Origin of the sequence: Thermosyntropha sp. (assembly GCF_017656155.1) — a bacterium.
GTDB lineage: Bacteria > Bacillota > Syntrophomonadia > Syntrophomonadales > Syntrophomonadaceae > Thermosyntropha.
Genome location: NZ_JACDOH010000013.1, coordinates 1 through 14,529 on the forward strand (window position 1 = coordinate 1; position 14,529 = coordinate 14,529).

17 protein-coding genes and 1 riboswitch are annotated in these 14,529 nt (G+C 38.2%); of the genes, 16 read left to right on the forward strand and 1 reads right to left on the reverse strand.

What is annotated here, in order from left to right; genetic code table 11:
* The first annotated feature begins 76 nt into the window (after positions 1-76).
* The 10 genes from H0Z36_RS10245 to H0Z36_RS10290 all read left to right on the forward strand — a co-directional run bounded on the left by H0Z36_RS10245 (position 77) and on the right by H0Z36_RS10290 (position 9,794).
* Entirely contained in the window at positions 77-1,348 is a 1,272-nt protein-coding gene (locus tag H0Z36_RS10245) for a nucleotide sugar dehydrogenase (protein ID WP_296866077.1), read from the forward strand.
* 25 nt (positions 1,349-1,373) lie between these two features.
* Positions 1,374-2,324 (forward strand): NAD-dependent epimerase/dehydratase family protein, encoded by a 951-nt coding sequence (locus H0Z36_RS10250; protein ID WP_296866080.1) that lies wholly within the window; start codon positions 1,374-1,376, stop codon positions 2,322-2,324.
* Between the two features lie 11 nt (positions 2,325-2,335).
* A complete protein-coding gene (locus H0Z36_RS10255) occupies positions 2,336-2,887 on the forward strand; it encodes a DNRLRE domain-containing protein (protein WP_296866082.1) in 552 nt (183 codons plus the stop codon).
* Positions 2,888-2,983: 96 nt separating this feature from the next.
* The gene (locus H0Z36_RS10260; RefSeq protein WP_296866084.1) at positions 2,984-3,313 is read left to right on the forward strand and encodes a phage holin family protein; all 330 of its coding nucleotides are present in this window, start codon (positions 2,984-2,986) and stop codon (positions 3,311-3,313) included.
* Between the two features lie 147 nt (positions 3,314-3,460).
* Positions 3,461-3,778: a twin-arginine translocase TatA/TatE family subunit gene (locus H0Z36_RS10265; RefSeq protein ID WP_296866086.1), complete on the forward strand. Its 318-nt coding sequence runs from the start codon at positions 3,461-3,463 to the stop codon at positions 3,776-3,778.
* A 9-nt stretch (positions 3,779-3,787) separates the two neighbouring features.
* Positions 3,788-3,888: riboswitch (SAM riboswitch) on the forward strand.
* Positions 3,889-3,956: 68 nt separating this feature from the next.
* Positions 3,957-6,485: a homocysteine S-methyltransferase family protein gene (locus tag H0Z36_RS10270; protein ID WP_366508884.1), complete on the forward strand. Its 2,529-nt coding sequence runs from the start codon at positions 3,957-3,959 to the stop codon at positions 6,483-6,485.
* Positions 6,486-6,619: 134 nt separating this feature from the next.
* Complete coding sequence (gene cysK, locus H0Z36_RS10275) at positions 6,620-7,543, forward strand: cysteine synthase A (protein ID WP_296866088.1); 924 nt, start codon at positions 6,620-6,622, stop codon at positions 7,541-7,543.
* Positions 7,544-7,563: 20 nt separating this feature from the next.
* Complete coding sequence (locus tag H0Z36_RS10280; RefSeq protein ID WP_296866090.1) at positions 7,564-8,310, forward strand: NAD+ synthase; 747 nt, start codon at positions 7,564-7,566, stop codon at positions 8,308-8,310.
* Positions 8,311-8,337: 27 nt separating this feature from the next.
* Positions 8,338-9,009, forward strand: a complete 672-nt coding sequence (locus tag H0Z36_RS10285) for an isoprenylcysteine carboxylmethyltransferase family protein (protein WP_296866092.1) — start codon at positions 8,338-8,340, stop codon at positions 9,007-9,009.
* Positions 9,010-9,035: 26 nt separating this feature from the next.
* Positions 9,036-9,794, forward strand: coding sequence for a YebC/PmpR family DNA-binding transcriptional regulator (locus H0Z36_RS10290; protein WP_296866094.1), 759 nt, complete (start codon positions 9,036-9,038; stop codon positions 9,792-9,794).
* 50 nt (positions 9,795-9,844) lie between these two features.
* Here H0Z36_RS10290 and H0Z36_RS10295 read toward each other — a convergent pair whose 3' ends face one another.
* Complete coding sequence (locus H0Z36_RS10295) at positions 9,845-10,489, reverse strand: hypothetical protein (RefSeq protein ID WP_296866097.1); 645 nt, start codon at positions 10,487-10,489, stop codon at positions 9,845-9,847.
* A 254-nt stretch (positions 10,490-10,743) separates the two neighbouring features.
* Between H0Z36_RS10295 and H0Z36_RS10300 the strand changes: the two genes are divergently transcribed.
* The 6 genes from H0Z36_RS10300 (at position 10,744) to H0Z36_RS10325 (ending at position 14,527) form a co-directional block, all read left to right on the forward strand.
* Entirely contained in the window at positions 10,744-11,310 is a 567-nt protein-coding gene (locus tag H0Z36_RS10300; protein ID WP_296866099.1) for a hypothetical protein, read from the forward strand.
* A 220-nt stretch (positions 11,311-11,530) separates the two neighbouring features.
* Entirely contained in the window at positions 11,531-12,025 is a 495-nt protein-coding gene (ruvC, locus tag H0Z36_RS10305) for a crossover junction endodeoxyribonuclease RuvC (RefSeq protein WP_296866100.1), read from the forward strand.
* Positions 12,026-12,027: 2 nt separating this feature from the next.
* A complete protein-coding gene (gene ruvA, locus H0Z36_RS10310; RefSeq protein WP_296866102.1) occupies positions 12,028-12,624 on the forward strand; it encodes a Holliday junction branch migration protein RuvA in 597 nt (198 codons plus the stop codon).
* A gap of 24 nt (positions 12,625-12,648) precedes the next feature.
* A complete protein-coding gene (gene ruvB, locus H0Z36_RS10315) occupies positions 12,649-13,692 on the forward strand; it encodes a Holliday junction branch migration DNA helicase RuvB (RefSeq protein ID WP_296866104.1) in 1,044 nt (347 codons plus the stop codon).
* A gap of 20 nt (positions 13,693-13,712) precedes the next feature.
* On the forward strand, positions 13,713-14,282 hold the full coding sequence (locus H0Z36_RS10320) for an epoxyqueuosine reductase QueH (protein ID WP_296866106.1): 570 nt from the start codon (positions 13,713-13,715) through the stop codon (positions 14,280-14,282).
* Between the two features lie 14 nt (positions 14,283-14,296).
* Entirely contained in the window at positions 14,297-14,527 is a 231-nt protein-coding gene (locus H0Z36_RS10325; protein ID WP_296866108.1) for a DUF2905 family protein, read from the forward strand.
* Positions 14,528-14,529 lie beyond the last annotated feature (2 nt).

Below are 14,529 nucleotides of genomic sequence, written 5' to 3' on the forward strand. Positions count from 1 at the left end.
GCATAAACACTGGGGTTCTACGATTGCAAATATGATTTAAGTTAACAGAACTATTGTGTTTGACAGGGGGATTTTGATGAAGGTATATGTTTTGGGATTAGGGCATATTGGGCTTCCTTTAGCAGTTTTTTTAGGATTAAAGGGCTTTGAAGTTGTAGGTATCGATAAAGACAAAGAACTTATAAGAGAAATAACTGAAAATAAAGTTAATATTTATGAGAAATATGGAGAAAGGCATATTGGCGATTTGGCTCAACAATTAATAAAAGAGGGAATTTTTAAAGTTAGCGATTTATTGATAAGGGATGATTTGAGTCCCGGGGTTTTTCTTGTAACGGTGGGGATTTCCGACAGCGGTGAGGGAAAATATGATCTGTCACCTCTTCAGGAGGTAACGGATTTATTAGCTTCAAAACTGGTAGAAGGAGATATAGTTATTTTTAAAACTACTATGATTCCTGGGACTTTTGAAAAATTGATCTTACCACGCTTAAATGCATTGGGCTTTAAGGTGTATCTTGCCTATTGTCCTGAAACTATAGCAGAAGGAGCTGCTTTTTTGGAATTACAAAATAATCCGAGGATTTTAGCGGCAGCAGATGATATAAGTTATGAAAAGGCTGCGGAATTTTTGCGATCGGTAAGCGATTCCCCTATATATCGCGCTTCTAACATAAGGACGGCAGAAGCTGTTAAAGTAGTTCAGAATGTTTTCCGGGATGTGAATATTGCCTTAATAAACGAACTTACTTATATTGCTGGAAGTTTAAATATTGATATTTACGAACTTCGCTATTTGGCTAATACTCATCCCCGCGTTTTCCTGCATGAACCGGGACCTGGAGTTGGAGGATACTGTCTACCAAATGCTTTAGGATATTTAAGAGAATCTTTACCCGAAGAAGAAAAAAGATGCCTAAGACTTTCAAGTTTGGCACGCAAAATTAATAAGGAAAGGCCGGGGGAAGTAGTAAAATTTGTCACAGAAGCATTGCAAAAAGCTGGTAAAGAGATTAAAGGAGCTAAAATAGCAATTATCGGTTTGGCGATGAAAGATTACTGTGCTGATGTACGTTGCAGTCCGGCAGCAGATATAGCAGATATTTTGTTGCGATTGGGAGCAGAGGTAAGAGGTTATGATCCCCTTGTTCCTCAAATATATGTTTATCAGGTTGCTACCTTTGAGGAATGTATAAAGGGGGCGGATTGTATGATTATAGCGGCAAAGCAGGAAAATATGAATTTTAATTCTGAAGATATAGTTAATCTCATGAATGAACCGCCTGTTGTTGTTGATACCCGTCGTGATTTTCCTGAAATCCCTGGAATTAAGGTTTATAGAATATAAATGTCTTCAAATGCGGGAGGGAATTATGAAAGAAAAAACTGTTATTGTTACCGGAGGAGCCGGCGTAATAGGTTCGCATTTGGTGGAGTATCTGGTGCAAAGGGATTATGAGGTTATTGTTATTGATAATCTTTCTGCAGGAAGACTTGAAAATTTGCCGGATTATGGAAAGGTTTTTTTTTATCGGAGGGATGTACGGGATGAAAGCTTGCAAAATATATATTACAGGTATAAACCTTTTTTGCTTTTTCATTTAGCTGCTCATTATGCCAATGAATTGTCAATAAAAGAGCCGGTGTATGATTTGAAGGTTAATACCGTGGGGACTTTAAATCAGCTTAATTTAGCAGTAAAGGCGGGGGTCAAGCGATTCGTATATGCATCTACTTCCTGTGTATATCTTCCCTCTGTGAATCCTTTGGAAGAAGAATCCCCTCTTAAACCACATACTCCATACGGTATATCAAAACTGGCTGGAGAATACTATACTTTCTTTTATGCTGAAAATTACGGACTTCCTGTAACTGTTCTCCGCTATTTTAATGTTTATGGACCTAAAGAAGCTAATCTTCAGTATCGCGGAGTTATACCTAAAATTATGGCGGCAGCTTTGCAAGATAAGCCTTTTACTCTTACAGGGAGCGGGGATGAGGCCCGGGATTTTACTTTTATTAAAGATGCGGTAAAAGGAACTGTTCTGGCAGCATTTTCGGAAAAAGGGGTTAATCAAGTTTTTAATATAGGGACAGGAAGGGCTTCGTCTATTTTGGAAGTAATAAATATGCTTTCGGAATTGAGCGGGGAAAAAATAAGTATAAGATATGATGAAAGAAGGAAATGGGATAAAACTGTATATAGATTGGCTGATATTAAAAAGGCACATCTGCTTTTAGGTTATGAACCGGAATACGAATTGAGAGAAGGTTTGAAGCTTACACTTGACTGGTATAAGGATAATCTGGAATTCCTAAATTAGGAGATTGTGATATGAATACGGTTATTTTGCCAGTGACTAAAAGTGCATATGTTTCTGAATATTATCCTTTTAAAAATTTTGCTTTTAGTGAAGCTTTGTTTACAGGAAGATTTCAAAAAGAGGGTGATATTTACCGCAGTTTATTGTGGTTTGATTTAAGTGTTTTATTCCAGATTATACCACTTGAATGGTGTATAAAGAGCGCGTGTCTTAAAATAAACATTGTAAGAAATGAAGTTCCGGCTTATAAGCCTGTTAAACTCAGGATATATGCTTTAAGCGAATTTTGGGAGGAAAGGAAAGTCAATTGGAAAAATCAACCGGGGACAGAAAATGAAGCAGAGGCAGAAGAAGAGATAGCTTCATTTTTTATAGGTGATAAATATATAGATATAACTTCATTAGTAACTGCATGGTATCAAAAAACAAAAGAAAATTATGGGATTGTAATAAAAGGTGAAGAAAGTTGTAACAGTCTCTTGGCATTAGCTGGTTCTGGCTTTGCAAAGGCTCACCAAAAACCGGCGCTTATAGTAAATTATACTCAAAGTATATCGACTTAAGTTTTTATTATTAAAATTATAGAAAGCAGTATAATAAAGCCCCTTTTTTGGCATTCTAAATAAAGGTAAAAGCCAAAAAAGCAAGGAGGCTGAATTATGATTGGTGCTGTAGTTCGTTTTATAGTTTCTGCTTTAGTTTTGATGCTGGTAAGTTTTTTAATACCCGGGATAAGTGTTAATGGATTTGTAGGGGCTTTAATAGCAGCTTTAGTTATTGCAGGTTTAGGCTATGTGGTTGAAATGATATTGGGGGAAAAAATATCCCCCCGGGCAAGAGGGATAGTAGGTTTTATTACTGCAGCAGTAGTGATATATTTAGCTCAATTTATTATTCCCAATTTTCTTTCAGTGTCTTTATTAGGAAGTCTTATCTCTGCTTTTGTAATAGGTATAATCGATGCTTTTGTGCCGACACAGTTAAGATAAAGTTTGACTTTTGGAACAGACTGCAATAGCAGTCTGTTTTTTTTTTTTTTTTGGTTGTTTTATTTACTGTAAAATAAAGTGTTTGCTAAAGTATTAAAATATAAGTACAATAAACAAAAGACCATAATAGCTTCAGGGGGGAGTTGTATGTTGGGATTTGTGGGTAATATAGGACCATGGGAGCTGGTGTTGATACTTTTAATAGCCTTAATTGTAGTGGGACCAGGAAAGCTTCCAGAAGTAGGCCGTGCTCTAGGTAAAGCGGTAAATCAGTTTCAAAAAGCTACCAGTGGGGTTAAACAGGAGATTGAAGAGGCCATAAGGCTTGAAGATGAGCCTAGTTCGGCTGCACAGATCAATATAAAGCCGGATACCAAAAAAACGGGAAGTGATGAAGAAAAGCCTGATTTAGTTGTAGACGAGAACAATAATGATGGACAGGATTTGAAAGAAAATGAAATGTAAATATATTTACTCTTATCAAGAGAGGTGGAGGGACTGGCCCTATGAAACCCGGCAACCGCCTTAATGGCATGGTGCCAAATCCTGCAGGTTTTTAACCTGGCAGATAGGAGGGAATATCTGCCCTCTTTTAAGAGGGCTTTTTCATATTATACAGCAAGCAGGAAAGAGGGGAAAAGAGTTGGAAAATTTAGAAATTATGTTAAAGGAAAAAATACTTATCCTTGATGGAGCGATGGGGACTATGCTTCAGGCTAGTGGTTTAAAGCCTGGAGAATGTCCTGAACTTTTTGGGGTTAGTAATCCTCAGGTTTTAGGAGAAATTCACTATGAGTATATAGAAGCCGGGGCAGATATTATCCAAACTAACACCTTTGGGGCTAATAAGTTTAAATTAGCAGAATACGGGCTTCAGGATAAGGTAAAGGAGATAAACGCCGAAGCAGTAAGGATTGCTAAGGAAAAAGCAAGAGGAAAGGCTTTAGTGGCTGCTTCGATTGGCCCTACCGGCAGGATATTAAAGCCGATAGGTGACGTCAGCTTCGATGATTTATATGAAGCCTTTAAAGAGCAAGTAACAACATGTGAAGCAGCTGGAGCAGACCTTTTGTCCATTGAGACTATGACTGATGTTGGCGAAATGAGAGCAGCTTTGATTGCTGCCAGATATAATACAAGGCTGCCGGTTATTGCTCATATGACTTTTGAAAAAGACGGCAGGACTATGATGGGAACTGATCCATTAACTGCCTTGGTTATATTAGAAGCCTTACAGCCTTTAGCCATAGGAGCTAACTGTTCGGGAGGGGCTTTGCAGCTTTTACCTATGATCGAGGAACTGAATCGTTATACCAGCGTGTTTTTATCGGTGGAGCCAAATGCAGGTTTGCCAACTTTGGTGGATGGGCAAACAATTTTTCCTGATACTCCGGAGGAAATGGCGGAATATGCTTTGCTTCTTCGCGATGCAGGAGCCAATATTATAGGGGGATGTTGTGGTACTACTCCTCAGCACATTAAAGCAATGGCACAGGTGGTAAAAGGTTTAGCACCAATCAAGAGGGAAAAGAAAAAGTTTTTTGCTTTTGCTTCGCGCACCCGGCATGTTCTAATTGGAGCTCCTTATCCTCTCGCTTTTATTGGAGAGAGGATTAATCCTACTGCGCGAAAAAAATTGGCTGCCGATATAAAAGAGGGACATATGAAGATGGTAGTAGAAGAAGCCAAAAAACAGGTCATGAGCGGTGCCCCAATGCTGGATGTCAATATGGGGGTTCCCGGGATTGATGAAAAGGAAGCTATGAAAAAAGCGGTTTTAGCAATTCAAGCGGTGGTAGATGTTCCTGTTTCAATTGATTCTACCAATCCAGAGGCAATTGAAGAAGGGCTTAAGAATTTTGTCGGCCGGGCACTTATAAATTCTACTACCGGGGAAGAAAAACACCTTGCTAATATACTGCCTCTTGCTAAGAAATATGGGGCGGCAGTTCTCGGCCTATGTCTGGATGAAAACGGCATTCCTTCAACAGCAGAAGGAAGGCTTGAAATAGGGCGCAAAATTTATCAAAAGGCTAAAAGCTGTGGACTTCGTGATGAAGACATATACCTTGATTCTCTTGTTAAAACTGCCAGTGCTGAACAGGCAGAAGTTATGGAAACTATAAAAGGATTAAGCCTTATAAAAAAAGAACTGGGTGCAGGAACTGTGCTAGGAGTAAGCAATGTTTCTCACGGTTTACCTGGACGGGAAATACTTAATTCTACTTTTTTAGCTATGGCGTGGGCAGCTGGGTTGGATTTGCCCATAATGAATCCTTTTGATGAACGGATGATGGATGTTACCCGTGCAGCAGGAGTTCTTTTAAATCGTGATGCCAACTGTGCAAAGTTCATTGAGGTATATAAGGACATCAAAAAGAATGAGGCAGGAGATAAAGGTCGCATAAGGCATCAGGTATGCTTAGAGTGTAATATACCGGAAATTTTGTCCCAGGGGGAAAAAAAAGAAGCTTCAGTTAAAATAGCTGAAAATATTCCTGAGCTTAAAGAACCGGAAAATAATTCAATTCTTCAGCTTATAAGCCAGGCGGTCTTGGAAGGAAATATGTCGATGATTGATGGGCTGCTTGATGAAGCATTAAATGACAAAATTGAGCCTATGACAATTGTAAATGAAGGACTTATTCCGGGGATAGAAAAAGCGGGGGAGCTTTACGATAAAAAAGAATATTTTCTTCCCCAGCTTATGATGGCAGCGGATACTATGAAACATGCTTTCAGCAGGTTAAAGCCCCTTTTAAAAGAAGACGCGTCTGAAACGAAGGGGACTGTGGTGCTTGCTACGGTAGAAGGAGATATTCATGATATCGGAAAAAATATCGTGGCTTTGATGCTTGAAAACTATGGGTTTAAAGTAGTGGATTTAGGAAAGGATGTTAAAGCTGAAACCATAGTTGAAGCGGCAGCCAGTGAAAAGGCGGATATAGTTGGCCTTAGTGCCTTAATGACAACTACTATGCCGCGGATGCAGGAAGTAATTGAGCTTTTAAGGGAAAAAGGATTATCCTGTAAGGTTATGGTGGGAGGCGCAGTTTTGACTCAGGAATATGCGGACAGCATAGGGGCAGATGGCTATTCAGATGATGCCCGTTCTGCCGTTTTATTGGCTCAGAGGCTGCTTAATATCGGAGGATTTAGCACGATAGTTTAGTGTTTAAAATATACATCAATTTATTTTATACCCCCAATAATTTTTTATAATAAAAAATTGGCAAATTAATTGTTATCCTAAGTTTAGAAATCGTTGATTGGAGGGTTTTACTAAATTAAAAATTACAGGGGGTTATGATTTTGAAGGTAGCAGCCAATGTTTTGGAAATAATAGGTGAAACGCCGGTGGTAAAACTGAATCGACTGAGTGAAGGTTTGCCAGCAGAGGTTTATGTTAAGCTGGAACAGTATAATCCGGGTGGAAGCCTAAAAGACAGGGCAGCCTTTTATATGATTGAAAAAGCGGAAAAAGAAGGAAAATTAAAAGAAGGCTCGGTAATTATAGAAGCAACCAGCGGTAATACGGGAATAGGCTTAGCAATAGCAGCAGCAGTAAAAGGCTACCATTTGATTATTGTTATGCCGCAGAATATGAGTGAAGAAAGGCGAAAGATACTGAAGCATTACGGGTCTGAAGTAATACTTACTCCTGCAATTCAAGGAATGATGGGAGCAGTGGAAAAAGCTCGGACTATTGCGGCATCAGATCCTGAAAAATATTATATGGTGCAGCAGTTTGAAAATTCTTATAATGCAGAAAGCCATGCGGTATATACGGCTAAAGAGATATTGTATCAGATGGGAAAAGATTTAGATGCGGTAGTAATTGGAGTGGGAAGCGGCGGAACTTTAACCGGAGTTGCAAGCGTGCTTAAAGAAGAAATAAAAGATGTTGAGATAGTGGCCGTTGAACCTAAAAATTCTGCAGTTTTAAGCGGGTGTGGAGCAGGTGCTCATGAAATTCAGGGAATTGGAGCAGGATTTATCCCACCTATATTGAATACTGAATTAATTGACAGGGTTTTTGCGGTAAGAGATGAAGAAGCTATAAATACCTGTCGTGAGCTGGCATGTAAAGAAGGTTTAGGAGTTGGCATATCTTCGGGTGCGGCAGTTTTTGCAGCTCTTAATATAGCAAGAGAAGGAAGATACAATAAAATACTGGTAATTGCTCCAGATGGAGTGGAAAAGTATTTATCTACTAGTTTATTTGGATAAATGAAGGGGGAATTAAAAAAGTGAATGCGAAGGCGGTTAGTGAGTATCTTACAGGATGGCTGCAAGAGGAAGTAAAGAAAGCTGGTGCAAAAGGAGTTGTACTGGGAATAAGCGGAGGAGTCGATTCTGCAGTTGCAGCAGTCCTTGCTAAAGAAGCATTGGGTGAAAACTGCATGGGACTTATACTTCCGTGTGAAAGCAGCATGGAGGATCGTATGCATGCTCAGCTTTTAGTAGATGCTTTTAATATCAATCACCATATAGTTGAACTGACTAATGCTTATCAGCTTTTGTCTACCCAATTTGAGTCTTATTTAAAGGTAGAAGGAGAGAAAGGTCGGCTTTTAAGAGCCAATATAAAAGCGCGCCTGCGTATGATTACACTTTATTATTCGGCTCAGGCCAGGGATTATCTGGTATTAGGCACCAGCAACAAAAGTGAAATTTACATTGGCTATGCTACTAAATATGGGGATAGTGCGGTAGACCTTCAGATTTTGGGGGATCTGCTAAAAAAAGAGGTGTATGAACTGGCACATTATTTGGAAATACCGGAAGTTATTATAAGAAAACCGCCTTCAGCGGGGCTATGGCCTGGACAGACCGATGAAGGGGAAATGGGCTGGACATATGAAGAGTTGGACGCTTATTTAGAAACTGGCCAGGGGAGAAGTGAGGTAATAGAAAAAATAGAGGCTATGCATCGAAGAAGCGCGCATAAAAGGAAAATTCCCCCTATTGCTTATATTCCTCCGGGATGTAAATAATTATTTTGCGGTAGGAGAGGTTTAAAAATGAATAGCAGACAGCGTAATGTTTTAATACGAATTATTGTAGCGGTAGCTGTTTTTTTGTATATTGCATGGATAGCCTATAAAGAGCTGCCTTCTTTTGATTTCAAGGTTATTACGGTTTTTTTTGCTATGTATCTTTTATGGACCGTGGTAGCAGAAATTTTAATTTATAAAGATCCGGATTCCTATGTAATTGAGGATGATGACCGCAGATCATATATATATGTGCAGTTTTCGTTTCTTATTGCTCTTTTTTATGCTGCTATAGATTTTGTGGAACTAAATTGGACTAGAATTAAAGCCTTTGAACCAGTTATAATTTATTTTGGTTTTGCTCTTTTTATAGTTTCTTGTTTGATACGCTGGTGGGGGTTTAATTCTCTGGGTAAGTATTTTAATCCTAGGGTTGCCATTTATGAAAATCATGTGCTTATAACTGAAGGGGCTTATAAAAAGATCAGACATCCTTTATATTTAGGCACTTTTATAAGTGTGCTATCTTTTCCTTTAATTTTTAATTCCTGGGGGGCCTTATTTTTAATTTTATTTTTGCATCTTCCGGCTTTGATCTATCGCATTGAAGTTGAAGAAAAGCTTTTATTAAAATATTTTGGAGACGAATACCGGGATTATATGCAGATGACTAAAAGGATGATACCGGGAATATGGTAGAAATGGTTTAAGAAGGAGGAAGTTTGATGGCTGGACATTCAAAATGGGCTAATATAAAACATAAAAAGGCCCGATCAGATGAAAAAAAAGGCAAGATGTTTACTAAAATAGCAAAGGAAATAATGATTGCAGTTCGAACCGGGGGAAGCGCAGATCCAGATGCTAATCCTAAGTTGAAGATGGCTATTCAGAAGGCTAAAGAAGTAAATATGCCCAATGAAAACATAAATAGAGCGATAAAAAAAGGGACAGGAGAAATAGAAGCCGAAGCTTTGGAAGAAATAGTATATGAAGGATATGGACCTGCTGGGGTGGCTTTTATGCTGGAAATTGCAACTGATAACCGCAACCGTACTGCTTCAGAAATAAGGCACATTTTTTCCAAGAATGGCGGCAATATGGGAGAAAGCGGTTGTGTAGCCTGGATGTTTAAACGCTGCGGGCTTATAAGCATAAACAAAGACAGCTTGAATATTGATGAAGAGGAATTTATGCTGCAGGTTTTAGAATTGGGTGCTGATGATATAAAGGATGAAGGATCGGTATTTGAGATTATTGTTGCTCCAGAGAATTTTATGCAGCTGAAAGAAGCTTTAGAAAAAGAGAATATCCCCTTAGAAACAGCAGATATTGTAATGCTGCCGGAAAATACGGTAGAAATTACTGATGAGGAAACAGCGTCTAAGATAATTAAGCTGATTGAAAAGCTGGAAGATCATGATGATGTGCAGAATGTTTATACTAATGTATCAATTCCGGATGAGTTAATGGAAAAATTATCATAAACAAAACGAAAGGTGACCTGAGCTTGTGGACTTAGGTCACCTTTTTATTTTTATTTTTCTGCTGCTTTTGGCACTTCTAACTTAAGCTCGCCGTTTACGAAGCTTATCTTGGCCTGACGTGAATTGATTCTTAAGGGAAGAGCTGCCAGGATACTTTTCAGATTAATTTTAGTATCTGCCGGCATATCGTTAAATTCATCGACTTTTATCCAGGGGACATTGGCTTTTACAATATAATCTGAATCTTTGCGGTAGATTTTTACCGGTACTTCTAAGGTCAGATCTTCTTCAAGGAAAACATTTTCACCCCAGGAAATATCTCCATAAGGAGAAAGAATATCTACCGGGGTGCCGATCCAGCGGTCAAATTCGCTTACTATTTCTTCAAATGATTTAGATTCTTCTGCCACAGTTTGCAGGGCATTTTCATAATGCCTTTTTGTGAAAGTATTTTCTTCTGATATATCAGAAGGATCGACATCCCATGTCATTCCATTGCATAAAGTGGCTTCCATAAATTGAAAAATATCTTTCCAGTAGGATGCTGAAATATCTGTTCTTTTAGCATTTGTTGATTGTATTTGGCTTTCTTCAGGGTATATGGGAAGATCCACAGTTTCCCATGCATGGTTGAGATCAAAAAAGGTATAGTCTAGAGGTATATCGAGATTATCAGGAGTTACCTTTTTAACCATTTTAACCACCTCCTGTTATTTTCCCGTTAAGTTGACCGTAATTTTCAGAAAGTTTGAACAAATTTGACTAAAGTTTGACCTTTATATGTTTATTATAAACCATATCATATCGGTTTATGCAAGTTCAATTTTAACTATAATTTCTATTTTAAACCAAAATAATACCAAAAATTGCTCATGAAGCGACAAAGTAGGCTGATATTAGGGTATATTTAATTGTTTTTTTGGCAAAGATTTATATGAGGTGGTTTGTTGTGCAGAGAGGATTACAGGGGATTGTTCTTTTGGCCGTTTTGGCCCTGTTTGTTGGTTTTGGTTATTATATTGCAGATTTTTTGCTTGATTTTTACGATAATGCTGGGGATAAAAAACCGGTAGTTGAAATTGCCGATAAAAACAATATTATAAATGAAGATACCCAGGTAATCTACGAAGAAGTTTATATTAAATGTGGACATGTGACGATATCCGAGTTTCCGGAAAGGGAGCGGCTTAATGGTAAATCACCGGATGAGATTAAGAAGATGTATCCTGAATCTTCCGGGTACGAGGTTAACTTCCAAGATAATACTTTAATAATAAGGCAGTCGATTAACGGATGGTGTCCCGCTGAACAGGAAAAGAGAAGGCTGAAAGATTATAGAGGCTATGTTGCCGTATATAAAGGTCCTCCAGAAGAAGAAGTTTTAGAAAAGGTGACTAATATAAAGATTGAAAACTTGCCTGTAGATGAAAGGAATAGAATAAGAAGAGGAGATTATGAATTTGAGAATGAAAATGCTTTAAAGGATGCTTTAGAAAATTTTGATGAATATATGTAATTTAGTGTGAACAAAAGTTTAAGCGAGGATAAGGTGGGTAAACTGCCTTATCTTTTTTTATATATTCAAAAAAAAATTAGAACAGAACAGATTTTTGGAGTATCATTAAAAATGCGTCAATGTTAGTTTGGTCTGATTTGATTTACTTTTAAAGGGAAAAAGAGGAAGAATGGAGTAAAAATTAGAAATAGTTCTTATAATAATTTGAAGGAGAAGATATATGCGTGTTTTAGGAATAGACCCAGGAACAGCTATAACTGGATATGGGCTGGTAGATAGCCATGCAGGGCGGGAAGCCCTGGTTTCTTATGGAACGATTACTACTCCATCTGATATGGAAATGGCTTTAAGATTATACAGAATAAATAAGGAATTAAGCCATATTATAGATTATTTTAAACCGGAATCAGTTGCGGTAGAACAAATATTTTATCATCGCAATGCTAAAACAGCTATAAGTGTGGCCCAGGCTAGGGGAGTTGTACTTTGCACTGTTGCAGCATCCGGGCTTACGGTTGCTGAGTATACTCCTTTAGAAGTGAAACAAGCTGTAGTGGGCTATGGCAATGCCGAAAAAAAACAGGTTCAGATTATGGTTAAAAATATATTAAACCTTGACCATATTCCTAAACCGGATGACGCGGCTGATGCTTTAGCGGTAGCTATTTGTCATGTCCATAGTGCAAGATGTAAATATTTTTTTAGAGGGGAATAAAAATGATTTCATTTATCCGCGGTATCTTATTTTCATATGAGCCGGAAGCAGTAATTATAGATGTAGGCGGTATAGGTTGGACGGTTTATGTGCATAACCGAAGTTTTTTGGAAATGCCTGAAAAAGGACAGGAGATTTTTTTGTATACTCATTTGCAGGTTATGGAGAATGAGTTTAGGCTTTATGGTTTTTTACACAGGGAAGAACTTGAGCTTTTCAAAAAACTACTCGCTGTATCAGGATTAGGAGCTAAAAGTGCTCTAGGAATATTGGGAGCTATGGAGCCGGAAACTTTTTATCAGGCGGTAATAGATGAAAAGGAAAAGCTTTTGACAGGTATACCTGGAATAGGGAAAAAAACTGCTCAACGGTTGATATTTGAGCTTAAAGATAAGCTTATGGAATCTTATTCCTGTGTAGCAGCAAATACAGGAGTTCAAACAGGAGAGCTTTTAGAAGCATTAGAATCTTTAGGTTATAAGCGGAGTGAGGTTTATCCGGTTATAAAGGAGATACAAAAAGAGGGTAAATTAACCGGGGGGTTGGAAGATAACCTTAAACTTGTTTTGCGTTTTTTAAGCGGAGCTAAATTTAAGTAGAAGTAGAAAATGTAGAGGGGGGAGATGTTTTTGACGGAAAAAAGGCTTATATCGCCTCGGCCTTTAGAAGATGATGATAATACAGATATATCGGTTAGACCTTTAACTTTAAAAGATTATATAGGCCAGAATAAGGTGAAGGAAAATATAAGTATTTTTATTTCTGCAGCCAAGGAACGAAAGGAAGTTTTAGATCATGTGCTTTTAAGCGGGCCTCCTGGGCTGGGAAAAACGACTTTAGCTGCTATAATTGCCAATGAAACGGGAAAACCTATAAGAAAAACTTCCGGGCCGGCGATTGAGAGGCCGGGAGATTTAGCTGCTATACTTACTAATTTAGAGCCGGGGGAAATATTATTTATTGATGAAATACACCGTTTAAACCGCAGTGTGGAAGAAATAATGTATCCGGCTATGGAAGATTTTGCACTGGATATTGTTATTGGAAAAGGACCGGCTGCCAGAACCTTAAGGCTTGATTTGCCCCCTTTTACCCTTATTGGAGCTACTACCCGTCCTGGGCTTTTGACTTCACCTTTGAGGGATAGGTTTGGGATTCAGTGCAGGCTTGATTTTTATGAGGTTGATGATTTGGTAGATATAATAAAGCGGGCAGCCCGTATATTGAATATCAAGATAGAAAATGAGGGAGCATATGAAATTGCTAGGAGATCCCGTGGAACCCCGCGTATTGCCAACAGGCTTTTAAGACGGGTATGGGATTATGCCCTGGTTAAAGGAAATGGTGTAATTACCGATACTATGGCATCTTTAGCCCTTGAAATGCTGGAAATAGATGAATGGGGTCTTGATATGCTGGATCGCATGATTTTGGAAGCAATTATTGTAAAATTTGGTGGCGGACCTGTAGGGTTGGAAACTTTAGCGGCGGCTGTTTCTGAAGAAACTGATACAATTTCCGATGTTTATGAGCCATATTTGCTTAAATTAGGGTTGATTCAAAAAACCCCACGAGGTAGAATTGCCACTGAACGCGCTTATAAACATCTTGGTTATCCGCTAAGAAAAGATGCTGATGAACCTGGACTGTTTAATCTGGAGGAATAATGAAAAGCAGGTGATTGACTATGGCCAAAGTGCTTTTGCACATATGCTGCGGTCCCTGTGCTATTTATCCTGTATCTACTTTGAGGGAACACGGGTATGATTTGATGGGATATTTTTATAATCCCAACATTCATCCTTATACTGAGTATTTAAAGAGGAAAGAAGCCTTGGAGCAGTTTGCAGAACTGGTTCAGCTTAAGGTTATTTACGATAAAAAATATGATCTTAAGGAGTTTTTACAAAGCATATCTTATCGTGAGACGAAACGATGTTTAATCTGTTATAAGATGAGATTGGAAGCGGCAGCGCATATAGCAAAGAAAGGCAAATTTGATTATTTTACTACCACTCTTTTAGTCAGCAGATATCAGAAACATAATTTAATTGTGGAAATAGGAGAAGAAGCCGGAAAAAAATATGGAATTCCCTTTTTATATCAAGATTTTAGGGAAGGCTTTAAGGAAGGGATAGAAATATCGAAAAACATGGGCCTTTACAGGCAGCAGTACTGCGGCTGCATATACAGTGAATTAGAACGATATGCACCTAAAAGTGTAGTCCAAGAAGTATTGAAAGGGGAAAATAATTAGCGGAGGAATAAAAGATGAACGGTTTTGAAGGAATAGCCAGGCTTCTTATAATATCGGGATTATTGCTTCTTTTTTTGGGAGCAATATTTTATTTGATGGCTAAACTGGGTGGAGGTTCGTTTTTCCGCCTTCCTGGCGATATATATGTAAAAAAAGAAGATTTCGTCTTTTATTTTCCGATAACTACTTTTTTGCTGTTAAGCTTGATTTTGACTTTATTATTTAATCTTATATTCAGGAGATGAGT